Origin of the sequence: Priestia megaterium NBRC 15308 = ATCC 14581, from assembly GCF_000832985.1 — a bacterium.
In the GTDB taxonomy this organism is placed as follows: Bacteria; Bacillota; Bacilli; order Bacillales; family Bacillaceae_H; genus Priestia; species Priestia megaterium.
The window spans coordinates 549,878-574,207 of the sequence record NZ_CP009920.1 but is presented as its reverse complement, the minus strand read 5'-3'; the positions used below and the strand labels follow the sequence as shown (position 1 = coordinate 574,207).

Here is a 24,330-nt window from a genome sequence, read left to right as displayed (position 1 = left end):
GTACTTTTTTAGGTTTTTGTACAAAGAATCGATGATTAAAAAGCGCTCAAATTGATTTTTAATCGCGCATTGCGCCTGCTTCTCGAGAAGTCATTGCGCCTTGTCCTTCATTTACGTCTCTTTGGATTTCTTGTTTTACTTTTTGTGCATTTGTTGCAGAAGCTGCTGGTTTCTCAGTAAAACCCGCATTTTCTTTAGCTGATTGATGTTGCTGCATATGATCTCTCCTTCCTTTTTTATTCGTACAAAAAGGAAGAATGGAGCCCCATTCTTCCTTCAGCCATCAATTATAAAGTTGTCTTAGAAACGTCCGCCGCCAAGTTGTTGCTCAGCCATTTGTACAAGACGTTTTGTGATTTCGCCACCTACTGATCCGTTTGCACGTGCAGTTGTATCAGCACCAAGGTTTACACCAAATTCGCTAGCGATTTCATATTTCATTTGATCGATTGCTTGTTCAGCACCGTTTACTAATAATTCGTTACGGCTACCACTGTTGTTGTTTGCCATGTTGTGTCACCTCCTTGTTTTTCTTAAGTTTCCTATTGTGGAAGAGATGTATTCGTGGTAAATAATGGATGTATATTTTCTTGTTAGGATGACATACTAATTTTTAGAAACAACCGACACTGTAAAAAGTGGGATTAGATGTTTCATTTCCTTGTGACTAAAAACTAAAAGCTTGCCATGTGTAGGAGAGAGAATGACAACTCGTTTGTCATTCTTTTTTCATGTCCATGGGTATATTATTTGAAGGACAAAAGACTAACTCTATAAAGAGTTAGTCTTTTGCTTGATGAAAACGATCAATATTCAAAAAGCTGCCTCAAAGGATTGCTTTTTATATCTATTTTAAGAGTTAGGTTTATTGATTCTATCCATTGCTTCTTGAACTGCATTTACAACAAAAGGATCTTTTTCCTTCAAATCATTCACGCTGATTTCACCTGATTGTAAACCTCTGCAGATTTCATGGATATCTTCTTCAATTGTAATCGGCAGCTTATTTTCTGTAAGCATGTTACTTAATTCATTTGCTAACATTTTTTGTTGATCCATGGGATGCCCTCCTCGTCATGTAAAAGTATAAAATGATCAAGCTTATTTCTTTTCTTTTCCTTCTTGCTGATTCTGTACTTTTTCAATTCCAGTGTTTGATTCAAATCCAACTCGATAAGTTCCAGATTTTTGTTGTTTTACTGAATCTGGCATTTGATACTGCTTTAAATCATCCTGAAACTGTCTTGTGCTTGGATTTCCTTCCACTTATATTCCTCCTCAGTAAAGTAAGTTTTGACGATTTAGTTTCCCCAGTTCGTAAAACAATTAAGCATGTTGTACATGGCTCTTTGCAACAAGTATCTAATTAATTCTCGGGAAATAAAAATATAACTTAACCTTCCACTTATTTTATCTTCAAATTTTCAAACAATAGGGCTAGGAGGTGTTTTTATGCCAAAGAAAGACTTTAAAGGCGTTGATAATTCAGGAATTGCAGAAAGAGTTGATTATAACAACTATAAAAATAAAGATAGCAATAATGACCCTACGCTTAACCGTATTGTCGAAGAAGATGGGCGTGCTCTTGATCCGAGGGAAACCTTAGAAAATTTCTTCACTGACCTTGAAGGCGAAGATCCACAAGAAATTACAACTTAATAAAAAAAGTAGAAAACGGCGGTCTTTTTAAGCGAAAAGACCTATGAAACGCAGATATTTTCATTAAAGAACCTGCTGTAAACGAGTTAACATGATTTAAAAAAATGAGGACTATTAATAGAGGTGAAGTTAATGTCGCACACAGAAACTGAACGAACAACGTATATGTATGATCCTTTCACTATACAAGGTCTTGAAATGAATATACCTAAAGAAGGCGAAGGCAGCCAACCACTAATAAATCGTTCAGGACTGAGTACCTCTACGTTCAAAACGAACATGAATAGAAAGCATTTTGAACGTTATATTTATTAGCAGGAATATCCTGCAGCTTTTTACCTTATAAAAAGATCCTTCTATTTTATACGCTAGAAGGGTCTTTCCACTAAATATTTTCATTTCAGTATAGTAATCAATTGCTTGTACCTAACTATTGGGAAATTCACCTTCGTGTTAGGTGTGGATAGGTAATAAAAATGGTTAGTGTTTTTTCATATATTGTCTGTACATCCATTGTAGAAAGGATTTAACGAAATGCAGAAGCAAACCCTACTTTTTAATTTAGACGATACGCTTGTTCACTGTAATAAATATTTTAGAGACACCATAAATGCTTTTGTGGCTCAATTGCAGGAATGGTTTGAGAATCTGACTAAGGAAGAAATAAAACAAAAGCAGTTAGAGATAGATTTAAAAAGTATCGAAAAGCATGGCCTTCACTCTTCCCGATTTCCAGAATCATTAGTAGCTACTTATTTATTTTTTAGTGAACAAAATCATCAAGATATCCATGAAGATAGAGTCCAAAGAGTCAAAAAAATTGGTCAAAGTGTATTTGAAGTACCGATAGAGCCTTTGCCAAATATGTATGAAGTATTAGATAAGCTTAAAGAACAAGGACATGATCTCTACTTACACACAGGTGGAGACGAGGAAAATCAAGGTAGAAAAATTGTTCAGCTAGAGCTAGCTAAATACTTTGAAAAAAGGGTATTTATTTCTGAACAAAAAGATACAGCTGCATTAAAAGAAATACTAAACCAAATTAAGTACGATCCAAAAAAGACTTGGATGATTGGCAATTCATTAAAAACCGATATAAGACCGGCAGTAGAAGCTGGAATACATGCGATTCACGTACCTTCTGAACTGGAGTGGAGCTACAACCAAGTTAAAATTGATGTTGCGCCAAAAGGTAAATTGATAACCGTTAATTCGTTGCTGGAAGTTCCAGAAATCATTCAAAAGCATGCTCAAGAAACGGTTGTGTCCACCTAATATTAGGTCATATGTAAACACAATATATAGAAACAGCTAACCGTTGATTAAACCTTACCCAACGGTAGCCAGATAAAGTTCTTATGTTTTTTCTAATCAACTCACATACTATACAGAGGAGGTGACTGATATGGCAGATCACTCTAAAGAATCAGAAAAAATGATATGTGAAGATCATAATTCTCCAGTTGATGAAAGAAGCTACGATTTATACGAAGCGACGCGTAATTCACTTTTACGTAATGAATTAGACGATAAAAACAAAACCATTTTAAATAATATTGATAACGGAGCGATGGATGTTAATCTTGAGGAATAATGGGCATTAAAAAACCTTTTATTTCTTAGTCTCATAGCTATGTTACTAAGGATACACATTTCTTTTTCTCTTAGTAGAAAAGACCCTAAATAATTAGGGTCTTCTTTAGGTATTTGTCCAAACATTCTATGGTTGTTTCACATACAGTAAGAGGAGTCTACTAACAGAAAGGAGAAGATTTTTAATATGAGAAACAACTATCCTTATCAGCACTCTAATTATGGTGGTTATCAAGGGGCTATGTATCCTCAGCAAGGTAACTGCGGTTATCCTCCAGCTAAACCATGTGGCCAATTACCTTCTCAAACTATGCCTGCTCAGTATGACCCAGTTAAACAAAATACATCTTTTACTGGTCAAGATGTGTTTGTGCCAGTGGTGCATCCTAGTCATACCACAAATGTTTATCAAAAAAATTATAAATATATGCACTCATTCCCGCATACAGAATCCGTTGTATGTCAGGAAACGCATCAACATTTTTGTGCTCCAAGCTGCCCTCCTAGACCTCGTCCTTGGTGCTGATAGCCAAAAAAGCCCCTTCATTTTAACAATGAAGGGTTTTTACTATGTGAAATTTATAATGTTATCTAGCAATCGTTAAACAAAGTAGCCTATTTTTGACCAAAATCCAATCGATATGAGCTATGTCTACATATAATACCTTAACCCATGTATATTTAAAGTCTTTTCTTTTAGTTAAATACCACGAAAAGAGGTGTTTGTATGTCTAGTTATGGTGGAGCTGGTTCTGGTTTTGCTTTATTAGTTGTCCTGTTTATTCTTCTTGTCATTATTGGATGCAGCTGTTACGGCCGCGGATTTGGCTATTAATAAGAATAAAAAAGTCTTTCTCTAATGTGAGAAAGACTTTTTTATTCTAGGTTGTGCGGGGCAACTTTTATACGCAATAGAACTGATTGGGCGGAATACAAACAATCTATTGCAGAGGGAGTAAAACTCATATATGGGATCTGAGGATGCTTCATTGTATGTAAAAGAAACTAAAAGGTTATTATTTTTTTATTTATAGTGATATAAAACGTAGTCTATCCACTTCGTGGAGCAAATTTCGTTTTTCATCATATGCTAAATGTATGAACGAGAAGGAGGTGAAGTTTATGTTCTTTGGCGGTTATGGCGGAGGTTGTGGCTATGGTTATGGCGGCGGCTGCGGTTACGGCGGTGGCAGTGGTTTTGCTTTAATTATCGTGCTGTTTATCTTATTAATCATTATTGGCTGTGCTTGTTGGGGAGGATTTGGCGGTTGCTAATTATTAGCCTGCCTTTCTCTCTAACTTAAAAAAGTTAGCTTTATGCTAGCTTTTTTTATTTGTTAAATAGGGACATGTATAGTGATTAGTACTAATACCTGCTGTTTTAACCAATGGTATACAGCTTGTTATTAAGCGTTTAAGGATGAAAGTTATTATACTCAGCATAAGAACCATGAATATTTGAAATAAGTTTAGTTGAAAATTCACCTCTTTGTTTTGGGGAAATGATGTAAAATGATGATAAGAGGAGGTATGGAAATGAATGGAACAGATGCGATAGTATTAAATATAAAAGAGATTAGAAGAAGAAGTATAAAGGTTTGGCAAGCAATTCCTGATGATAAACTCGATTGGAAGCCGGATAAAGAAGCTATGACATGCATAGAAATGGTTCGTCATGTCTTGGAGTCAGAATACTATTATCATCTAGCTATCGAAAATTTGGGCAGCTTAAAGGAATTTGATTCTCCTTTTGAAAAAAGACCCTTACAATCTATAAAGGATGAATTGGAGTTTGCAGCATCCTACCATCAACAATTTTTAGACATGATTACTACTTTTTCTGAAGAAGATTTAACTAATATTAAAATAGACCGTTCAGATGTTGGTTATATTCGTTCTTTAGGGGATATGTTGATGCGGATAGGCTATCATGAATCCGTACACGCTGGACAACTCTTACAGTATTTGAGAATCATGGAGGTTGATCGACCTAGGATATGGGATTAAACCAATTAGATAATATGTATATCATAGATAAAACTAGTTACCATAATGTCCCTATTTTCTAAGAAACATTTTTGGGCATTTATAGAAAGCTCAGTGTTTGCAATCTGTGAATTTGACCAAACATCACTGCAATATCTTTCCGAATAGACGAGCCAATTAATTAGCTATAAGCAACTATACCAGCGGCTATCTCCATGAAGATAGCCGCTGCGACTTCTGGATCTTGAAAACATGCTCCGCATGGAATATTATCCAAACCTGATCCTGAACGTTCAAGCGGAGCTGGGGGAAAGGAAAGCTACTTCATTTTCGTTTAATAGCTTTTCTGGGTCTTTCATTCATTAGATGAATCAAAATATGTTTCGGTGCTTATTCTCCGTGCTTTAGTTTTTTTATATACCTTATTAAATACTTTACAAAGATATCATCTCTTACTAACCAGGCGGCATAATTCCTTTTTAAAAAGATTTCTGCTTCCTTAAAGCTTTTAAATGTATGAATCGATAGCCCTTTGCTATTTTCAATTATCCATTCATCTTCATTCTGAAGAGAAACAAGGAACATATCATCATTTTGAGTTTCGTAGAGAGAACCAGATGAAGATTCTTTCAAATTATATCGGTTTCTTCTTGCATCCTCTCGTACAGGATCCAGATGAAATGTATCTGTTACAAACTGGTTATAAGCTTCATTAGTTAACGAACATCCAGCAGCTTTTGCGTGACCTCCGCCTCCATAGTGACCAGCAACTTCTGATACATCCACATGATCATGAATGGTCCGAAGACTAATTCGTTTTCCTCCCATATTTAACATGGCAATGTAATCAAGGTGAGGATATTCTTTTCCTAATTCGTTTCCAAGTTCTGAATGATACGATTCAGCGTACACGATCCCTGCCAAATAGTCATCTATAGAGGTTTGCACCAATTCTCGTCTTTTTCGACGAATATAACGTTCTACTTTATCTTCTTCCATATCTAATATCTTCTGTTCAAACTCGTCAAAAAAGAAGTGGTCACTGTTTTGAAGTCTGTTAACCATTTTTTCTTCAAACTCGTCAATAGATATTAAAAAGAAGAGAGCATTTAGCCTGTGTGCTTCTTGGTTGTTGTTCTTTTCCCATTCCCAAGTATCATACTGCCTTACTAGTTCTACAAATTCATCAACCGCATTGGAAGTCTGGATAAGTTCATTTTCTATAAGGTATTCATAAAACAAGGACGTTCCCGAGGCTAAGCTCCCTTCGTTGTCTTCTACGACAACGTGTCCCCATTCATATTCGTTGAAATGAAGAGCTGTTTTATGATGATCAAGCAGCTGGACTTTTCCTCCTGTTTGATAAAACTCTTCAAGTCTTTTTTCATTCTCTTCGTTTACTGATAAATCCGTGATAAATAAATGTGTATTTCTTTCTTCATTTTCTAAAAACCATTCTACTTCACGGTTAAGCGATGCAATAGAGTTATAACGAATTTTTATTCTATCTCCAAAAGCTAACTTTGCTAAAACTCCGCATCCAACTCCATCTAAATCCGTATGTGATAACAGTTTATACATATCTTTCACCTCGAAATTATTATGATACGAGAGAAAGGTTTTTAACCGCTGAAGCTTTAGTTTGCTGAAGAGGACTATGGTAAAACTAATTTTTCTTTAGGTAACTATGTTAACGTCCAAAAAGCATAACATATAAAGCTTCTTTCCACTTGACCTATCTGAATACAAACTAGAGTGCTGCCTTAATTATATGTTTAGGGAAGAGCATCTTCGTTTAAAGGTATTGTATGTAACAAGAAAACATCTTGGTTACCCATAATGAGATCTATGATATAAGAAAAACATTGGTTTTTTACATTCTTTTAAGAACAGAAAGGGGATAACATATGAGATCTTCTGCTGAAGCACAAAAGAGTTTCGTTCAAACACCATTAAAAGGGAAAAATATTTTATCGAGACCTTATCTAAACAAAGGATCTGCATTTACAAAAAGAGAAAGAGAAGAACTCAAGTTAGATGGATTATTACCGCCCACCGTACTGACATTAGAAGAACAAGTACAGCGTGCTTATCAACAGTTTAAGAATGCATCAAATGATTTGCAAAAAAATAATTTATTAAACGATTTGCATAATCGAAATGTGGTATTGTTTTATCGATTATTAAAAGATCATTTAAGTGAAATGCTACCGATTATTTACACACCAACCGTTGGAGAAGCTATTCAAGAATATAGCCATCAATATCACCGTCCTGATGGTCTATATTTGTCTATTGACGAAGCGGACAAAATGGACAAAGCGATAGAAAATGTAGAATTAAGCTCAGAAGATATTGATTTAATCGTAGTTACAGACTCTGAGAGCATTCTTGGAATAGGAGACTGGGGAGTAGGCGGAATTAACATTGCAGTGGGTAAGTTAGCGGTATATACAGCAGCTGCCGGTATTGATCCGAGCCGTGTTCTTCCCATTGTGTTAGACGTAGGAACCAATAATAAAGAATTACTTAAAGATCCGCTTTATTTAGGTAATCGCCATGAGCGTGTAACAGGCGAAGCTTACAATCAATTTATTGATCAATTTGTAAATAAAATAATAAATAAGTTCCCAAAAGCATTGTTACATTGGGAGGACTTAGGGAATAAAAATGCCAGACGTATTATAGAAGAGTATGGAGATCATCTTTTAACATTTAATGATGATATTCAAGGGACGGGTGTGATTACATTAGGGGCTGTATTGACTGCTTTAAAAATTACAAAGACCTCCCTAAAAGATCATCGTATTGTTGTCTTTGGACCAGGTTCTGCCGGTATTGGAAACGCTGATCGAATCCACAGTGCGATGGTTCTTGAAGGTCTTTCAGAAGAGGAAGCATATGATAGGTTTTGGGCCTATGATTATAGAGGGCTGTTAACGGAGGAGATAAATGATTTAGCTTCATTCCAGCAGCCTTATGCCCGTAAAGTAGAAGAAATAAAAAATTGGAAAAAAGATAATGACAATAAAATACCTTTGTTAGAAGTAATCAAACAAGTAAAGCCTACTATTCTAATTGGAACATCGGGAGTAACAGGGGCATTTAAGGAAGAAATGATTAGAGAAATGGCTCGCCATGTAGAAAGACCTGTGATTATGCCTTTATCTAACCCTACTAAGTTAGCTGAAGCTATCCCGAAAGATATTATACATTGGACAGATGGCAAAGCATTAATTGCAACAGGAAGTCCCTTTGATTCAGTGGAGTATAGAGGAACAACATATGAAATTGGCCAAGCTAATAATGCATTTGTATTTCCCGGTCTTGGTCTGGGCGCAATTGCTGTAAAAGCTGAAAAATTTACAGAGACGATGTTCGCTGAAGCTGCAAATGCAGTCGCCCATATGGCCGAAACTCAAACCAAAGGTGATACGTTACTTCCTCATATTAAAGATCTTCAAAACGTATCCAAAACAGTGGCTATAGCTGTTGCAAAAGCTGCTATTAAAGATGGTGTATCGAAATTTCAAGAACAGGATGTAGAAAGGTTAATAGAAAAAGCTATGTGGAAACCAGAATACAAGACTATCCGACCAATAAGTAAGGCAAAAGCGAATTGATCTCTTAGTGAATTTTTTCAAGCTTATTCCTTTCTCGAGTTGATGTAAACATATACATCCAACGTTAAGAAGAGCCCATCTCTTTCAACTGAAAGGGAGTGGGCTTTTTCTTAATATAATATATGAATTCTCTACCATAAATACATCTCTCAGAATTAAAAAAGAAGGTTGAGACATAACTAAATCACTTCAATCTAAAGACGAACAACTCGGATGAATGCTTTGGTATGAATTACTTATTACAGCGCTGTTAATTTCCGTGCAAGGCTTCGCTTTTCGCGGGCGGCCGGTGAGCCTCCTCGTTGCTTGCGCTCCTGCGGGGTCTCATCTGTTCCGCTTTTCCCGCAGGAGTCTTCGCCTTGCCCTTCAATCAACAGCTAGAAGCAAATATATATATGAAATCTACGTTCAACATACCCATAAAAAAATCCGAACGAAGTTGATTCTCTATCAAGAATCTCAATTCATCGTTCGGATCTTCCTTTGACTACAATACTTTTATTCCAGTCTTTCTTTTTACTAATTTGTCTATTTTTGATATTTGCTCTTCTTGTTAATAAGTTATTTATTATATGTCGCATCGGTATGTTTATCGTTATCGGTGTTAAGAACATGTTTATCTAGATACTTATGGAAGAACCATTCACTAACGGCTATAACAATAGCTGATACTACAGAAGCCTGAATAACGGTTATGGTATTTCCAAAAAAGGATGCCCCCATTATCCAGATGACTAAAAAAGATAAAATAAGATCAGAAATTGTAGCGACAATGTTTCTTTTTTTATAGTCTGAATCATCAGCAGCATTGCGATATACTAACAAATCGCCAAGGGCATAAGCGACAACTGTGAGGACTAAACCGATTAGTATAGTGTCACTAAAATTGTAATTATAAATGCCTGTAAATACTATGCCTAAGACTACAGCGCTCATTACAAACTTTATAATAAGAGCCTTTACATGTTTCATCTTTTTTCATCTCCCTTTTATTATCTTTTAATGAATATATACCCAGTATTAGGGGAGGTAATCTTTTTTAGATAAACGTTTTGCCTTAAGCAAGCTAGCATTTATTTAATCGAATTCCTTAAAAAGGGAAAATCATTTGATTCACTCCTTTAACTACGGCTCCATTGTTAAGAAGGATAGAATAGCGGGTACATAAAAAATGAGGAGAAAAGATCTTAATGAAGGAGGAAGGTTTTATGAGTAAAAGTATTATAGGTGTATATGAGTCGCCGGAAGAAACATTAACTAGAATTGAGAAATTAAGAATGATAGGGTATGAGGATAATGAAATTACAGTTCTAACTAATCAAGAGACCGCAGCGGGCAACCTAGCTTATAGAACGAATGTAAACGTGGATAAGCTATCTGCTGCTGACCAAGATAAGGTCACTCAGGAAGATATGACTGGAGGGGCCCAGCCGGATTCTTTTTTAGATAAATTAAAGAAATTTTTTGTGGTCCAAAATTACTCAAATGAAGAAGACCGTGCAACAAATTTAGGTATTCCCACAGAGGAGCTAACCTCTCATAAAAAAGATTTGGATGATGGAAAGTTTGTAATTGCTGTGACTTCTCATAAATTGAATGAAAAAGGGTTAGACCTAGGGTGATATATTTGATTTAAAAGAGGGTGTACGCTAACGCGTACACCCTCTTTTGATATATAGAATTCACAAGAAAAATTGTTTACAAAGAAGATTATTTATTGCGATAACCTTCCTTTAAATATTTTCGTAAGTGAAAATCGTGTACTAATTTAATCGTTGGACGAATGAGCAATTGCACGCTTCCAAGAATAAATAACCAAATCCCTATATTTTTTAAGGAATCATAGAAGAATAAAATACTGCCAATTAGGAACCAGATGCCTATCAAGAAGTCATTAATCGTATTTATAACTTTATAACTCTTTTTAAAGAACAATTCGTATTTACCTATTTCAATCTCCCCGTAGTCTTCTTTTCTTCCCATTTCTGACATTGTAACTCCCTCTTTTTCTTGAATTTCCTTTTTTTTATTCCCTTAGCAAGTCATAAAAAAACGTCTTTTGTAACAGGTATATGATGGTAAGGCAACAAGCGTAACTTTAGTGTATTTTTCCATCTCAAATCTCCATTTTTATCTATTAATGGTGTAAGCATTGATTAGAATAGATTTCTGCTCTTCATAGATGCAATAAAAGAAAACACAGGAATCCCTAAAAAGAATTGAATTGATGCCTTATTTAGAAAGCTGTTTTATAGGACGATTCATGTAGCTTCTTGGTAAAATAAATACTACGCTCAATACTAATGACAAGATCCCCACTAGTACGACGTATTCTGTACCCAGCCCTGATATAAATAGTCCACCTACAGCTGTACCAATCGTTGTTCCTAAGTTAACGGATGATAAAAATAGTCCGTTTGCGAAATCAGGAGCTTTTGGAGCTGCTGATGAAATCCAATATTGATTAATATTCGTTCCTATCCCAGCGAATATTCCCCAAACTAAAGTCATAATAGCCATAGGCCAAGTGAACTGTCCGGTGAAGAATAAAATGATGTAAACCACTCCCAATGCAAAAGGAAAAACTACTACCGTTTTGATGGCATTTTTCGTAAGCAGCTTCCCTGCGATAATGTTTCCAATAATATTGGCCACACCGAATAGAATTAATATAAAGCTAATTAGTTTTCCAGAGATGTTCGTAACGGTTTTAAGATACTCAGCAAGATAGCTGTATACTCCAAATACTGCTGAATTCAGTAAAAGGACGGCCATAATGGAAAGCCAAGTAACGGGGTTTTTTAATACGCTGAGCTGCACTCCGTAGGAAAGTCTTTCTTTAACAGGCATAGAAGGGAAGAATGCCCATGTAGCAATAAATACTATAGCGTTAATAACAGCGAAAAATGCCATTGATAGTTGAAACGAAACTGTGCTTGCAAGAAAGCTTGCGATTGGTACACCAAGTACCATACCTGCAGATACGCCAATAAAGACTTTGGAAACAGCTTTTGGAGCGTCTTCCTCGCTGACGGAGTTCGCAGCCATTGTAAAAGCTGCTGAAAAATAAATTGGATGAAAGATAGCTGGAATCACACGCGCAATTATGGCAACAGCAAAGTTAGTGGTGAATATAGAGATAATGTTACCTAAAACGAAAATACCAAGTACAAGCAACATTGCTTTCTTACGATTGATTCCTGAAAATAATAACGGCATAGTTGGACCGGATATTGATACAGTAAGAGCAAAAAGACTTACCAGCCACCCGGCCTTCGATACACTGATATGAAAGTGATCCGCAATGTAGGGCAGTATCCCTATAACCCCCATTTCGGTATTTATAATCCCGAAAGCTCCTAAGGTTAAGACAAATATAAGTAGCTTATGTTGTTTAGACATACAATCAATTTCCTTCTTTCTAAAAAGTGTTCTGTTCTAGCTGCTTCAAAGCGGGCTGTTTAAAGACCAATTGTCATGTTTTTACTTAGTCACTTTTTCAATGGTAACTGTAAAATCACCATGAATATTTTCAACGTTTTCTTTTCCTGATTCAATCTGACCTAGTATGATAAGGTCATTTGTGGCATTCTCAAAACCTTTATAAAAAATAGCTACATTTCCCCAAGGAGCGTAATAAGCAAAGTCGCCTTTTTTGATGGATCTCCAGCTTGTACATCATCTGCTGATAATCTCTTTTGTAAAATACTAATTTTTTCTTTACCTATATAATCTTCAAAAGTTATGGTTAAAGGCAGTTGAGCTAAAAAAGCCATACTTCCTGAGTTATCGTACATCCTAATCAAGACTTCTTTATCGTTAAACGTTAATTTGATTCTTGTAGCTGAAATAGAATCTTCTTTGGTTGTTCTGGTGCTTGGCTTGAAGGATTACTTGCATTATGATCTCTGTCCGCTGCAGATGAATTATTGTTGCTGCAAGCAGAGAGGCAAAGGCTTGTTACTAAGATAGAAGACAGACATAAAAATTTTTCATTTTAAGCTCCTTTCAATTTTGAATAATTAAAAATGGTGCTTTCGTGATATGAACTTCGTTGCTATTTATTCTAATGGCTCCTTTTAAATATAGAAAATACTTATATCTTATATCATGATATGCTTGATAAGCATTTCTGGGATGTATATACTAAAGCTTGTGAAAGGAGAAGCGGTATATGGAAGTTCGAGTTTTGCGCTATTTTCTTACGGTTGCAAGAGAAGGAAACATCACGAGAGCTGCTGATTTTTTGCATGTGACACAGCCAACTTTGTCGAGACAATTAAAAGATCTTGAACAAGAGTTAGGTAAAAAACTATTTATTCGCAGCAGTCACAGTATCATTCTGACAGATGAAGGAATGCTTCTGCGAAACAGGGCAGAGGAAATCGTTAATATGATGAATAAATTAGAGGCGGAATTTAGTTCGATGGAAGAAACAATAGGTGGTGATGTCTATATAGGCGGCGGGGAAACTGAAGCTATGAAACACATTGCACGAGTAGCAAAAGATGTACAGGTACGTTATCCCAATATACGATATCACCTTTACAGCGGAAACGAAGAAGATATAACGGAACGGCTAGACAAGGGTCTGCTTGATTTCGGTATTTTAATTCAGCCGGCCGATATTTCAAAATACAATTATCTTAATATGCCTGCCAAAGATGTTTGGGGCGTCGTTATGAAAAAAGACAGCTCTCTTGCCGTCAAAGAAAGCATTCAAGCTGCGGATTTAGTAAACGTTCCACTGATTTGTTCACGACAGGCCATGAAACAGACGTTTTCAAAAAATGAATTTGCGGATTGGTTTGGCGAAGATTTTCATAAATTAAACATCGTCACTACATACAATCTTGCATATAATGCGGGCATTATGGTTGAAGAAGGCGTTGGATATGCCATAACACTTGATAAAATAGTCAATACATCTACTACTAGCAACCTTTGTTTCAGGCCGTTACAGCCAAGACTTGAATCAGGTTTAAATATTGTGTGGAAAAAGCATCATGTTCTTTCAACTGCGGCGAATGCGTTTTTAAAAGAACTGCAGAAGGAATTTGCATCACCTAGAAAATGAAATTTTTGATAGCATTCTACTTTAAAACAGCCATAAAATTGGCTGTTTTTTATTGTATAAAAATGTAAAATGATGGCTTCTTTTTTCTTTAATTTATTACAAAAAAATCAAATACACGTAAGACATTTCTATCAAATGCAATAACGGCTGTTAAATTTTATCTTAAAAGTGATATTCTTATAAACATTCAATCAGTATGCTTTTAAAGCTATTTATGGATTTAATGTTAGAGTATGCAACAAGTATGGAGAGCCACGATTGCTTTATTATTTTAAACGAAGGATGAGTGATGTATGAACAAGCTTATAATACCAGCCATACTAGTGATATTCGCTTTATGGATCTTATTGCAATTGGCATTAGGCGGGGATATTTTCAAAAATCCGCTAAATTATTTTATCTTAATAACGGTTTTCTTTTTATTTATCCAACAAGCAAAAGAAAAATAGCCTGGCATGATCGCTGCTATGTAGTCTATAGCTATAGGCTGCTTTTTCTTTTGGGTACGTTAAAATAATTTTATCTACAAGCTAATTAGAAAAGAAGGTTGAACCTTGCTTTATAAAAAACACCTTACGACTGTAAAAATGGCTAAAATTTAAAAAATATTAAACAGTACCTTGCAATAAACAATAGTTGGTGATATATTGTAATTATTAGGAAGAAATTATAAATCAGTACTATACAATAAACAGTAGTGGACTGTGAAAAGGGTGAAGAACAGTGAACGTACAATTTAAAAAAGGAGTTTTAGAGCTTTGTGTCCTTGTGTTGCTTGATAAAAAAGACCGCTATGGATATGAATTAGTTCAAAAAATCTCCGATCAAATTGAAATATCAGAAGGGTCAGTATATCCTCTTCTGCGCCGATTAACAAAAGAAGAATACTTCACAACGTACCTAAAAGAATCTACAGAAGGTCCCTCAAGGAAATATTATCAGCTTACCGATAAAGGAAGAGATTATTTATACAAACTTGTCGATGAATGGCACGAGTTTTCAAGAGGTGTTAATCAATTAATTAAAGAAGGTGTGAACAATGTCGAAGAGTAAATTTTTACAGCAATTAAATGAATCCTTAAAACCATTATCCACAAAAGAACGGGCAGATATTTTACAAGATTATGAAGAACATTTTTCCATTGGCTTAGAAGAAGGAAAAACAGAAGAAGAAATTGTAGCGTCGCTAGGTTCTCCGAATCAAATAGCTAAAGAATTGCTCGCAGATTATCACGTTGAGCAAGCAACAGCTAAGGCAACAACTCAAAATATTTTAAGAGCCACTTGGGCCGTAATTGGTTTAGCTTTTTTCAATGTAGTAATTGTTCTTGGGCCCGCCGTGGCATTAGCTGGCTTCATTTTGTCAGCTTGGGCCATAGGTCTATGTTTCTTGCTATCTCCTATTCTAGTTCTCGGTGAGGCTATTGTACATTGGAGCGGCTTTTTTCTCTTTAATTTATTCATGGCTTTAGCATTTTGCGGAATTGGCTATTTTATTATGCTAGGTATGTTAGTTGTGACGAAGCTAGCTATAAAAGGCTTTGTACGTTATCTAAAATACAATGTATCACTTGTGAAAGGCGGTTTAAAACGTGCTGAATAAAAAGAAACTCTCCATTCTTGCAGGCATTCTCATCCTTGTTGGGGTTATAGGAAGTCTCCTTACGTATCGTGCTATTGATTCTGAACCTATTTCAAAAGAAAAAACGATCAACAGCAATCAAGTATCCAAGGTAAACATCGATACGGATAATACTCGTGTTCATGTGTACCCTATCAAAGGCGATAATATCAAAGTAACATTAAAAGGAGAAACATCTCCTAATATAAAAAGAGACTTCACTACTGCCGTTAAAAATTCAACGCTTTTCATCTCCTATAATGAACAACAGCGCAGCTGGATCAATTTTGACATTGTTAGTGTATTAAAACCCCTATCCATCAACGTTTATCTGCCTGAAAAACAGTATAATTCGTTGGGGATTTCCAGCAACAATGGGTATGTGTCTGTTAAAAAAGTACGTGCAGCAGATGTTTCCATTCGTGCAAACAATGGGCGTGTAGAATTAGAGAACATTGATTCACAAAACTTGAACACCAGCGTACGCAATGGACTTACAAGCATAAAAAATGCTGCAGCAAAAACGGTTCAAGCAAAAGGAAATAACGGGAAAATAACGCTGAGTAACGTGGAAGGTAATTTAGAAGGCGAAACGCATAACGGAAGCATCGCTCTTGAAACAGAAGAACTTGATCGAGATATTGACTTTAAAACCCACAATGGAAAGATTAAAATTACGACGGAAAAAGAACCAAGTGACGTTCAATTTAATGTTTCCGTGGACAATGGAAAAGTCAATATTCTGAATAAATATGATAGGGACGCTGTTATTGGAAAAGGAAAGAATATCATTAAACTAGCCACTCATAACGGCAGTATTTCAGTAATAAAGTAACTGTTTGTTATCATAAGCTCCTTTATAAAAAAGCAATGGCACAGCTAGACTGAGATAAGCAAAAAAGGTTTTACTCATTGAACATTGGAGTGGAACCTTTTTTAATTTAGCTTATGGTGAAGTAAAGTAATAGTGGCAGCTAAAAATGAGCCGTATACAAATCTCTCTTGGTTCTTGTAATTTGAGCATGGAAGGTCTACAAAAATATATCTTCTTTTATCTTTTCTATAAAAAAGGAATATTTCTTTAAATAAAACGATACTATTTTCTGATACAACCTATTCCTGCGAAAGGAGCAAAAATAAATGAAACGATATGTTGCCTACGGTTTGTTACTCACAGTGTCTTTAGTATTTGCGGTTTTTTTAATTGTTGATTGGCGCCAATACGAAACTGGGTTAGAACACGCTATTAAGCCTGCTGCTAAGAACTATGAGAACAGCAAAAACTATGTTTCTGACGAACGTATGATAAATGTCATTGTAAAGCTAACGGAAGAAAGTCCTGCAACATTTGGAACAAGATTAAAAAGTGCGCAAAGAATAGATGAGGGGCGTGTCCATCTGAATACCAATAAGCTAGAGGGCATTATGGAGTTAAAAGATATAGAAGGCAAGACCTTGGTATGGCGTGTACTAGACAACACATCAAATCATTTAATTATAGAAAGCAAGAACTGGGGAAATGAATAAGGGACCTGCTGTTAAAAGAGGGTGAGACAAAAATATGTTAATGATGTCTCAGCCTCTTTATGACCTTCTTATAAGCTGTAGTTACCAAGTGTTCTCAAAAAATTTAGTCAAAATAGAGAATGAAAGATATTTTTGATTAATACTCATTAAAATATTCTTGAATCTTTTTAGGGTCCTTTGTTTTCGTTAAAGCAAGCATTAAAAGAATACGGGCTTTTTGTGGGTTTAGCGAATCGGATGTAACAAACGTATCTTTATCATCTGATTCTTCATGTGTCACAACTCCGCTTCCTACCCGGCTAGATCTAACCATAACTACGTCTTTTTTTACCGCATCTCTAGCACCTGTTAGAGCAGCATCGGATAGCAGTCCATTTCCTGCTCCTGCAACGACTATTCCTTTTGCTCCAGTTTTTACGGCTGTGTCATAAAAGCCCCTAGAATCGTTTTGATACCCATATATGATATCTACTTGAGGAAGCTCATCTAATTTTGATACATCGAATATTGATTGTGTTGTATGCTTGCGAGTTGGTTTGTTATAAAATATTACCTTATCTCCAGCTATTTCTCCTACATATCCTTGTTCAGGGGATTTAAACGTATCTACTGCCGTTGTATGTGTTTTTGTTATATAACGAGCTGCACCAATTCGATCGTTAAGCGCTACTAAAACGCCGGTATTTCGTGCGTCTTTTGTAGAAGCAATTTTCACTGCATTATACAAGTTTAGCGGTCCATCTGCACTTATAGCGGTAGCTGGTCTCATTGAACCAACTACAACCACAGGTTTGTCACTCTTTACTACTAAATTTAGAAAATAAGCCGTTTCCTCCATCGTATCAGATCCGTGTGTCACGACAATTCCATCAACATCCTTAGAAGCTAATAGTGTATTAATTCGCTTCGCTAACTTTAACAAAATACTGTTATCTATATTTTGACTTCCGATATTTACGACCTGTTCTCCGCTTACATTCGCTATTTTTTTTAACTCAGGAACAGCTTTGATAATTGTTTTAATGTTAAGAGCTCCTGATTCATATCCAGTTGTGTCTGTGCTGCTTTCAGAAGAGCCTGCAATCGTACCTCCAGTGGCCAAAATCTTTATATTAGGCTGCTCTTCTTTCCCTGAATGTTTTACAGTCATTTTAGAATCATTTACAGATGCATTGACCAATGATAAAGGTCCCGAAAATAAGATAACGCTTGATAAAAAGGTGATGCTTACTATTCTTTTCAGTTCCATCGTTACTTAGCTCCTTTTAGGCAAAAGACATGTAACGGTATTATTGGTAATTTAAATTTAAAATATCCAAGGTGCTATTAAGATCTGTATTTGAAATATCTTTCTCCAAACAAATAATTTAGAAGAAAAGGTACACGCTGTATGGTAAAATGAGTCAATAATATCGCAAATGAAGAAATTTATGGAACTGAACTATTCTAATAAACTACTCTAACAATGAATTATTAAGGTGTATTTCTTATAATAAAATGAATCCAGCTATTAATAAAACAGCACCAAGCATAATTCGGAATCCTGAAGAGGACACTGGATCAGTTGCTATATCCGATGCTACTGCTAAAAAAACTAAAGCTTTTTTAGTTTTTCCTTTTATATTTTTATCCCTTATAATTATAAAAATTCCTGAAGCTAACAGATACAAACCAATTATTAAAGATAATATAGGTATAAAAATCATTTTATTTCCACCTTCTTCTAAAGTGCTGTAGCATAGTTGTTTTCTATGCTTTTTTGTTACGGTCTAAACTTCTGGGCTGTGGCATTAGTACTTTGCACCACTAACTTATTCAACTATATTAAATCCACCTTTTTCACCAGCTTAGTTCACCTTCACTATTATAGAATATAAAACCAAAAATTCAATTAAAATCCAAAACTATACTATGTCAGTCCATAATGGGATGAAAAGAGTTAAAAACACTTTTATTTAATATTTAAATATTGCTACCAGAAAACGTGTGCACTTTTGCATAATGTTTTAATTTATTTAGATGCATTATAGTAATCTAGCAATTTTATTTGTGTTACTAAACACTTCATATTGATTATCCTCTTTTTCTTCGTTATAATGTAATTGTTACATTTGTAATAATAATGTAATATATTTGTAACTTATATCATTTTTTCGATGTTAGATAGAATGGTAGCTAATTTAAAAAAATGAAAAGCTGTTTATGGATAAGCTCTTAGCGGTTGTGGTAGCAGCCTTGAGGGGAAAACTTTAGATAAAAAGGTGAGGACGATGTTGAAAAAAATATTTATTTTAGTTGTTCTAGGATATATATTCTTGAGTAGCAAGTATTTTCTTCAAAATTATGTGTATGCGGGCACGTATGAGCAAGATATAAAGGTTAACGATGACTTGGTGTCGAGTCTTCTTTTAGAAAAAGCTGTTTTTTAACGGCTTTTAAGACGCTAAATTTTATATAAACAGGTAATGGGTAGAGTTGTAATTTCTTAATATTGTCAGTCTCTTTCCTTATCTTTAAAGGTAAAAAGCAGGCGGTAGTTAAAATGATTGCAGGACTTCGGGTCCTAATAGATTTTTACATTGCCTAGACAACCACAAAGTAAAGAAGAACGGTGTAATTGAGAAGAGAAGGCTGAGGGAGTAAGAAGAAAATGAAAAACTATTTAAATGTGGAAGAAGGAAAAAATAGCTGGAAGCGTTATGTAAGTACAACAATCCTTGCTTCTGTGTTTATGCTGTTAGGATCAATTATTTATATTATCGCTGAAATAATAATGGTTGCAGCTGATGAAAGTGGAAAATCATATTTTGATTTTGATAGCGGAGTGGCTGTGGGAATCAATGCTAACCTTGATTTTCTGTTATCTCATATTATGTACATATGCTGGATTTTTGGTTTATGGATCGGCATTCGTTTTATTCACAAACGAAAAATGAAATCATTAATCACTGCTAACAAACGTGTGAATTGGAAGAAAGTAATATGGTCTTTTGGAACTTTTAGCCTGTTACTAATCATTTCACAATTAATTGATGTTGTGTTTAACCATTCGGATTATTCATGGAACCATGTAAGTGTGAAAGAGTATGTACTATTAATACTTATTACATTTTTGTTAGTACCTATTCAAACAACAACGGAGGAGCTTTTCTTTAGAGGACTTCTTCTTCAATGGGTGAGTAAGAAAGTGAAGCGTCCCATTTTACTTGCGATTATTGTTGGACTAATGTTTTCAATAGGTCATTTTGCTAATCCTGAAATGAATAAATCCATTATATTGGTGGGACTAGATTATATTGTAGCTGGTTTTGCTCTTACATATATCGCGATTAAAACAAAAAGCTTAGAAATTACCATTGGCGCACACGCAGCCAACAACATGTTTCTCGCTCTGTTCCTTACAACGGACGATTCTGTTTTCGGATCTATACCGAGTTTGTTTAAGGTAGCTGACACTGAGCCAGGAGCTAATCTTATTTGGTCGATTGTTATGTTTAGTGTTTTCTATATCTTATGTAGAGGGAAGATAAAAAAGGAAGAAGCAGCTGACAAAGATCAGCTTATTGCTTAAATTAGCAGACCCAATAACTAAACAGGATAGGAGATGTAACAGAGTGAGTGGAAATCACGATGAAAATAAACCATTGACTCGTGCAGAAATGAAGCGAGGCCACTTAGCTACTCAACATCGTATTTTGAATGTACTTATCGTTCTTGCATCGATTGCTGCAGTATATCTAGTAATAAAAACCATATTTTAAAAGAGCAGCCTTTAAGGCTGCTCTTTTTATTTTGTAAAAACACGCGCACGCAACTACCAATTAAAAAAAGCTTTTAACGAAATCATTGTAGCCGCGTAGATAAGAGATGAGATTAAAAAGGTAGGCAAATGCGCATGCTTTTCAAAAGGGAGCTCTTTACTGATCACGTTGAATAACATTGCACCTGAACTAAAAGCAATCATAGATTCAATAAGCAGTCCTGATGAAGGTCCGAAGACGCCCAGAATGGACCCAAGAAAAGTTGCTCCGGCCAGCATATAGCGACCTCTAGTTTTGTGTAAGCGCGGATGTTTTTTTCCAAGATGGTAAGACCACCCGATAAAATGAAGGCTGATAGCCAGTCCGTAGAATACTGATTCAACTCGTTTAACATCGGTTGAAAATACGACATAAGAAATGATAAAAGAATAAACCATAAAAAAACTAGCCTGTACCATGTACACGGTCAGTTCCGTTAGGTGTGTGGCTGCTTTTGTCTGAGCAAATGAATACACAGAAAAATAGACGAGTAAGCCGAGAAGACCAAGAAAATATAATTCAGTATCAAGGGCTAGCGATCCTCCAAACTCTTCTTGTTTCTTGTGAAGCGTCGGTAAGATATAAATAAATACATAGGCAATAGCTACACCGCCTGATAATGAGAGCAGCTTTTTCTCCCCGATTGGAGAACGTTCGACGATCGTTAATGCGTATAGTTGAATGAGGATAAAAACAATACCTATTATGATTGATTCAATTGTAACCATGGTGGTCTCCTTTTAAGGTTCACTTTTAGGGTTTAATTCCCTTTAACAGAAGAAGAGAAACCATGATTTAGATGGAAACATTGTTCAATTATAGATAGATGTTTTTAAACGTAATAGTTTAATATTGGTTTTATTTTACACTATATATATAGTGTAAATTAAAATAGGTGATTGATCATGTGCTTAGTTATATTTCTAATCAAGAATTAGGGGTGGTATGTGTATGAAAAAAGTGATGGTCTTTATTACAGATGGTTTTGCTGATTGGGAAGCCAGTTATGTGACAGCTGAGTTAAATAAACAGGGAACAGGATTTCAAGTTCAGACAATGGCAATCGACAAACACCCTAAAACTTCAATAGGAGGATTGACCGTTCTTCCCGATTACAGCCTAAAAGACTTTCCTTTTAAACTTGACTTTGCGATGTTAATTATACCTGGGGGAACGGGATGGAGAGAAAAGAAAAATCATCAGGTAAAGAAACTGGTGAGCTTTTGTTTTGAACATAACATTCCGGTTGCAGCGATTTGTGATGCAACGACCTTTTTAGGGAACTATGGGTTTCTTGATCAGAATAAACATACAGGTAATTCATTAGCTTATTTGAAAGAAGGAGCACCTAATTATCGAGGGGATGAAAATTATATAGAAAAACAATCTGTTAGTGATGGCTGTCTAATTACAGCTAATGGAAGCGGTGCATTAGAATTTTCGAAAGACATTTTAAATAAATTAAATGTTTTAAAGAGTAAAGAACTGGAAGAATGGTACGCTTTATTTAAAAATGGTTTTATTCCGATAACAGGAGAACATATCGAAAAATAACTCACTTTAAATTACTTAAAAAAAGGCCAGATAGTAATAAAAATTTACTCAATAGGATATATGGCTGCTTTTTTACCGTGTAGGAGGATTCAAAATTGAGAAGAAATTTGTTGTTTTTAGGATTCATGTCTATTCTTTTATTAGTATTGAGCAGCTGTGGTAGCAAGGAAGAAAGTGTGCGTTTCGAAGGTGAAGGAGATCATTGGAAAGCTTTATATCTTTTAAATAAAGGAGAGAATACTCAAAACGGGCAAGGCAGTATCATCTATAAAGGAAAAGACAAGGAGAAAGTAGGAAAAGTTTCTTATGTTGTAGAAGGGGAAACAAGCACATTGTCAGGTACGGATGACGAGACAGAAGGGGAAATTAATTTAAATGGGAGCTGCAGCGGATGCGCGACTCAAAGCAGCAACGCTCCTTTTCATGTGACAATAAAATGGAATGGGAAAGAAGATAAATTTGATTTAACATCAAAGTAGAACGATAAAACGTTGTATGTATATGAAACTGAAAATCTAACCACATTAATAACCTATTCTCCTTATTCCAATAAAGTTAAAAATCCTTTGCCTACACCAGGGAAGGATTTTTTTTATAAATCTTGCTTTTATCGGTTGTTAATCTAAATAAAGGGGAATTACATCTATTAAGAGCATACAAAGGGGATAAATCTTAGTGACAAATTATAGGTACTATACGGGATCCCTGTTCGTCAGGGAATTAGAACGTTTAAAAGAAGAATATATTCAACTTGATCTCGATGATATGAAAAGAATGGTTGAAGAAGATATTTTACTCTTAGAAAAAGCGGTGAATATGTTGTCTATAAATACTGTTTCTTAAATTAAGCAACTTACTTAAGATGCAATAAAGTATTATCTAACGACTACTGTTAATTCAATTTTAAAAAATACTACCTCTTGTAACTGGGAAGAGGTGGTCTTTTTCAATTTCCAGACTGGATAGGGCACACTAAGTAAAAAAAGCGTTTGAAAGTATTTTATAACATTTCCTAGTTTCTAAGAAATGTTGCCCAAACAAAAAAGGACATTTCTTCTATGTCCTGTTCCCTCGTATCAGCCCCGCCTACGCTAAATACTATGACAGCCACTCATGCCATCCAACCTATACTTAGTATAAACGAAAGCGTTTACAAAGTAAAGATATTAATGAAATATTCTGTCTATTATTTATATGAAACTTATCTATCTCGAAAAATATCAAAAATGATAGGTGACGTTTTTAATGTCTAGAGATTAACTCACTCATTAACCTGTTTAAAGCAATGTGTAATATATCATGTTCTGTATACTCTTGTTCAAAGGCTAGACTTCTTTTTTCTTTTTTCTTCAACAACTTTCTAATTTCATCACATAAATAAATTTGAGAATCCAAAAGCTTTATTTCTTTTCTATCTTTTATTTGTTTAGACATGAAATCAACTCCTTTATCACTCTTTAAGAAACTATTCTATCTTAAAAAGTAAAAATCCTTCTTCATATTACATCGGATTGAGGTAGTGGGGGTTGTCAGAAGTAAGAACTTTAGATTGGAGGAAAATTAATCCTTTTTTTTTGAGAAAAAATGTGTCAACGATGCTACAAAAGGATTCTTTTTCTATTTAAATATTTTTTAAGGTGCAAATCCTTAAAAAGTTAACTTCCTTTAATTATAATTAATGGTAAAATAATCAATATGAAAGGAGGTTACCATGCATTCCCCACAGGAAGCCTTATTGGCTGGTTCTCTTTATTCTGTATTCATTATTCTATCTTTCATAATTAGTTTCTTTACTTAAAAAATACTTATTATAAATTCTTATAGATCAGTAGGAGAAGTTCAGGCAATTTCTCTTTTTATTCATTTCGTTTTGTTCGGAACGGATTT

The 24,330-nt window shown here is 34.9% G+C and carries 33 protein-coding genes and 1 pseudogene; 21 read left to right on the top strand and 13 right to left on the bottom strand.

The genetic code is table 11. The features are described 5' to 3' along the window. Nucleotides 1–58 precede the first annotated feature (58 nt). The 4 genes from BG04_RS30885 to BG04_RS30880 form a co-directional block, all read right to left on the bottom strand. Nucleotides 59–217 carry a hypothetical protein gene (locus BG04_RS30885; RefSeq protein WP_013084443.1) on the bottom strand — a complete coding sequence of 53 codons (159 nt, stop codon included), beginning with the start codon at nucleotides 215–217 and terminating at the stop codon, nucleotides 59–61. An 83-nt stretch (nucleotides 218–300) separates the two neighbouring features. Continuing rightward, nucleotides 301–510 (bottom strand): alpha/beta-type small acid-soluble spore protein, encoded by a 210-nt coding sequence (locus BG04_RS03685; protein WP_034649774.1) that lies wholly within the window; start codon nucleotides 508–510, stop codon nucleotides 301–303. A 342-nt stretch (nucleotides 511–852) separates the two neighbouring features. Next, the gene (locus tag BG04_RS03680) at nucleotides 853–1,059 is read right to left on the bottom strand and encodes a hypothetical protein (RefSeq protein ID WP_016766362.1); all 207 of its coding nucleotides are present in this window, start codon (nucleotides 1,057–1,059) and stop codon (nucleotides 853–855) included. A gap of 42 nt (nucleotides 1,060–1,101) precedes the next feature. Continuing rightward, nucleotides 1,102–1,266, bottom strand: coding sequence for a hypothetical protein (locus BG04_RS30880; RefSeq protein ID WP_016766361.1), 165 nt, complete (start codon nucleotides 1,264–1,266; stop codon nucleotides 1,102–1,104). Between the two features lie 186 nt (nucleotides 1,267–1,452). Between BG04_RS30880 and BG04_RS03675 the strand changes: the two genes are divergently transcribed. From BG04_RS03675 to BG04_RS03645, 8 genes are all read left to right on the top strand, one after another. Further along, nucleotides 1,453–1,659, top strand: a complete 207-nt coding sequence (locus tag BG04_RS03675) for a hypothetical protein (protein ID WP_016766360.1) — start codon at nucleotides 1,453–1,455, stop codon at nucleotides 1,657–1,659. Between the two features lie 132 nt (nucleotides 1,660–1,791). Beyond that, complete coding sequence (locus BG04_RS03670; RefSeq protein ID WP_025749972.1) at nucleotides 1,792–1,974, top strand: hypothetical protein; 183 nt, start codon at nucleotides 1,792–1,794, stop codon at nucleotides 1,972–1,974. Between the two features lie 219 nt (nucleotides 1,975–2,193). Continuing rightward, the gene (locus BG04_RS03665; protein WP_016766358.1) at nucleotides 2,194–2,937 is read left to right on the top strand and encodes an HAD family hydrolase; all 744 of its coding nucleotides are present in this window, start codon (nucleotides 2,194–2,196) and stop codon (nucleotides 2,935–2,937) included. A 130-nt stretch (nucleotides 2,938–3,067) separates the two neighbouring features. After that, complete coding sequence (locus BG04_RS03660; RefSeq protein ID WP_013084436.1) at nucleotides 3,068–3,256, top strand: hypothetical protein; 189 nt, start codon at nucleotides 3,068–3,070, stop codon at nucleotides 3,254–3,256. Between the two features lie 186 nt (nucleotides 3,257–3,442). Further along, nucleotides 3,443–3,781, top strand: a complete 339-nt coding sequence (locus tag BG04_RS29050) for a CotD family spore coat protein (protein ID WP_051975561.1) — start codon at nucleotides 3,443–3,445, stop codon at nucleotides 3,779–3,781. A 201-nt stretch (nucleotides 3,782–3,982) separates the two neighbouring features. Next, nucleotides 3,983–4,090 carry a YjcZ family sporulation protein gene (locus BG04_RS29315; protein WP_016766356.1) on the top strand — a complete coding sequence of 36 codons (108 nt, stop codon included), beginning with the start codon at nucleotides 3,983–3,985 and terminating at the stop codon, nucleotides 4,088–4,090. Between the two features lie 287 nt (nucleotides 4,091–4,377). After that, nucleotides 4,378–4,530 carry a YjcZ family sporulation protein gene (locus tag BG04_RS03650; RefSeq protein ID WP_013058439.1) on the top strand — a complete coding sequence of 51 codons (153 nt, stop codon included), beginning with the start codon at nucleotides 4,378–4,380 and terminating at the stop codon, nucleotides 4,528–4,530. Nucleotides 4,531–4,791: 261 nt separating this feature from the next. Continuing rightward, a complete protein-coding gene (locus BG04_RS03645; RefSeq protein WP_013084435.1) occupies nucleotides 4,792–5,262 on the top strand; it encodes a DinB family protein in 471 nt (156 codons plus the stop codon). A gap of 369 nt (nucleotides 5,263–5,631) precedes the next feature. On the opposite strand, the gene BG04_RS03640 is transcribed toward BG04_RS03645, so the two are convergent. Next, entirely contained in the window at nucleotides 5,632–6,822 is a 1,191-nt protein-coding gene (locus BG04_RS03640; RefSeq protein ID WP_013084434.1) for a DHH family phosphoesterase, read from the bottom strand. 326 nt (nucleotides 6,823–7,148) lie between these two features. On the opposite strand from BG04_RS03640, the gene BG04_RS03635 reads away from it, so the two are divergent. Further along, a complete protein-coding gene (locus BG04_RS03635) occupies nucleotides 7,149–8,864 on the top strand; it encodes an NAD-dependent malic enzyme (RefSeq protein ID WP_034649780.1) in 1,716 nt (571 codons plus the stop codon). A gap of 561 nt (nucleotides 8,865–9,425) precedes the next feature. Here the strand turns inward: BG04_RS03635 and BG04_RS03630 are convergent. Next, nucleotides 9,426–9,836, bottom strand: coding sequence for a YndM family protein (locus BG04_RS03630; protein ID WP_013084432.1), 411 nt, complete (start codon nucleotides 9,834–9,836; stop codon nucleotides 9,426–9,428). Between the two features lie 236 nt (nucleotides 9,837–10,072). Between BG04_RS03630 and BG04_RS03625 the strand changes: the two genes are divergently transcribed. After that, nucleotides 10,073–10,486, top strand: a complete 414-nt coding sequence (locus BG04_RS03625) for a general stress protein (protein WP_013084431.1) — start codon at nucleotides 10,073–10,075, stop codon at nucleotides 10,484–10,486. A gap of 88 nt (nucleotides 10,487–10,574) precedes the next feature. Here the strand turns inward: BG04_RS03625 and BG04_RS03620 are convergent, their stop codons facing one another. The 3 genes and pseudogenes from BG04_RS03620 to BG04_RS31300 all read right to left on the bottom strand — a co-directional run bounded on the left by BG04_RS03620 (nucleotide 10,575) and on the right by BG04_RS31300 (nucleotide 12,640). Then, nucleotides 10,575–10,856, bottom strand: coding sequence for a YrhK family protein (locus BG04_RS03620; RefSeq protein WP_013084430.1), 282 nt, complete (start codon nucleotides 10,854–10,856; stop codon nucleotides 10,575–10,577). Between the two features lie 240 nt (nucleotides 10,857–11,096). After that, complete coding sequence (locus tag BG04_RS03615; protein WP_034649783.1) at nucleotides 11,097–12,266, bottom strand: MFS transporter; 1,170 nt, start codon at nucleotides 12,264–12,266, stop codon at nucleotides 11,097–11,099. An 81-nt stretch (nucleotides 12,267–12,347) separates the two neighbouring features. Further along, nucleotides 12,348–12,640 (bottom strand): annotated as a pseudogene (locus tag BG04_RS31300) (cyclophilin-like fold protein). Between the two features lie 398 nt (nucleotides 12,641–13,038). Between BG04_RS31300 and BG04_RS03605 the strand changes: the two are divergent. The 6 genes from BG04_RS03605 to BG04_RS03580 all read left to right on the top strand — a co-directional run bounded on the left by BG04_RS03605 (nucleotide 13,039) and on the right by BG04_RS03580 (nucleotide 17,089). Then, a complete protein-coding gene (locus BG04_RS03605) occupies nucleotides 13,039–13,941 on the top strand; it encodes a LysR family transcriptional regulator (RefSeq protein ID WP_034649786.1) in 903 nt (300 codons plus the stop codon). 293 nt (nucleotides 13,942–14,234) lie between these two features. Next, nucleotides 14,235–14,390, top strand: coding sequence for a hypothetical protein (locus tag BG04_RS30745; protein WP_025749955.1), 156 nt, complete (start codon nucleotides 14,235–14,237; stop codon nucleotides 14,388–14,390). A 274-nt stretch (nucleotides 14,391–14,664) separates the two neighbouring features. Continuing rightward, on the top strand, nucleotides 14,665–14,994 hold the full coding sequence (locus tag BG04_RS03595; protein ID WP_034649788.1) for a PadR family transcriptional regulator: 330 nt from the start codon (nucleotides 14,665–14,667) through the stop codon (nucleotides 14,992–14,994). After that, nucleotides 14,981–15,544 (top strand): HAAS signaling domain-containing protein, encoded by a 564-nt coding sequence (locus BG04_RS03590; RefSeq protein ID WP_034655012.1) that lies wholly within the window; start codon nucleotides 14,981–14,983, stop codon nucleotides 15,542–15,544. Before BG04_RS03595 ends, BG04_RS03590 begins: the two co-directional genes overlap by 14 nt. After that, the gene (locus tag BG04_RS03585; protein WP_034649791.1) at nucleotides 15,534–16,397 is read left to right on the top strand and encodes a DUF4097 family beta strand repeat-containing protein; all 864 of its coding nucleotides are present in this window, start codon (nucleotides 15,534–15,536) and stop codon (nucleotides 16,395–16,397) included. The genes BG04_RS03590 and BG04_RS03585 overlap by 11 nt, the downstream gene beginning before the upstream one ends. Before the next feature lie 305 nt (nucleotides 16,398–16,702). Beyond that, the gene (locus tag BG04_RS03580; protein WP_034649794.1) at nucleotides 16,703–17,089 is read left to right on the top strand and encodes a hypothetical protein; all 387 of its coding nucleotides are present in this window, start codon (nucleotides 16,703–16,705) and stop codon (nucleotides 17,087–17,089) included. A gap of 136 nt (nucleotides 17,090–17,225) precedes the next feature. Here BG04_RS03580 and BG04_RS03575 read toward each other — a convergent pair whose 3' ends face one another. Beyond that, complete coding sequence (locus BG04_RS03575; RefSeq protein WP_034649796.1) at nucleotides 17,226–18,338, bottom strand: type II asparaginase; 1,113 nt, start codon at nucleotides 18,336–18,338, stop codon at nucleotides 17,226–17,228. A gap of 238 nt (nucleotides 18,339–18,576) precedes the next feature. Further along, nucleotides 18,577–18,795 (bottom strand): hypothetical protein, encoded by a 219-nt coding sequence (locus tag BG04_RS03570; protein ID WP_034649798.1) that lies wholly within the window; start codon nucleotides 18,793–18,795, stop codon nucleotides 18,577–18,579. Between the two features lie 944 nt (nucleotides 18,796–19,739). Here BG04_RS03570 and BG04_RS03565 point away from each other — a divergent pair. Together BG04_RS03565 and BG04_RS30875 are read left to right on the top strand one after the other, a co-directional pair. Continuing rightward, entirely contained in the window at nucleotides 19,740–20,660 is a 921-nt protein-coding gene (locus BG04_RS03565; protein WP_016766344.1) for a CPBP family intramembrane glutamic endopeptidase, read from the top strand. Nucleotides 20,661–20,703: 43 nt separating this feature from the next. Continuing rightward, nucleotides 20,704–20,850: a hypothetical protein gene (locus tag BG04_RS30875; protein ID WP_016766343.1), complete on the top strand. Its 147-nt coding sequence runs from the start codon at nucleotides 20,704–20,706 to the stop codon at nucleotides 20,848–20,850. Nucleotides 20,851–20,903: 53 nt separating this feature from the next. Here BG04_RS30875 and BG04_RS03560 read toward each other — a convergent pair whose 3' ends face one another. Then, the gene (locus BG04_RS03560) at nucleotides 20,904–21,617 is read right to left on the bottom strand and encodes a hypothetical protein (protein WP_016766342.1); all 714 of its coding nucleotides are present in this window, start codon (nucleotides 21,615–21,617) and stop codon (nucleotides 20,904–20,906) included. Nucleotides 21,618–21,840: 223 nt separating this feature from the next. On the opposite strand from BG04_RS03560, the gene BG04_RS03555 reads away from it, so the two are divergent. The 3 genes from BG04_RS03555 (at nucleotide 21,841) to BG04_RS30870 (ending at nucleotide 23,286) form a co-directional block, all read left to right on the top strand. Beyond that, nucleotides 21,841–22,443 (top strand): type 1 glutamine amidotransferase family protein, encoded by a 603-nt coding sequence (locus BG04_RS03555; RefSeq protein WP_034649800.1) that lies wholly within the window; start codon nucleotides 21,841–21,843, stop codon nucleotides 22,441–22,443. Between the two features lie 95 nt (nucleotides 22,444–22,538). Further along, nucleotides 22,539–22,922 (top strand): hypothetical protein, encoded by a 384-nt coding sequence (locus tag BG04_RS03550; RefSeq protein ID WP_034649802.1) that lies wholly within the window; start codon nucleotides 22,539–22,541, stop codon nucleotides 22,920–22,922. A gap of 196 nt (nucleotides 22,923–23,118) precedes the next feature. Beyond that, entirely contained in the window at nucleotides 23,119–23,286 is a 168-nt protein-coding gene (locus BG04_RS30870) for a hypothetical protein (RefSeq protein WP_165572880.1), read from the top strand. Nucleotides 23,287–23,685: 399 nt separating this feature from the next. Here the strand turns inward: BG04_RS30870 and BG04_RS03545 are convergent, their stop codons facing one another. After that, entirely contained in the window at nucleotides 23,686–23,877 is a 192-nt protein-coding gene (locus tag BG04_RS03545; RefSeq protein ID WP_016766338.1) for a hypothetical protein, read from the bottom strand. Nucleotides 23,878–24,330: the final 453 nt, after the last annotated feature.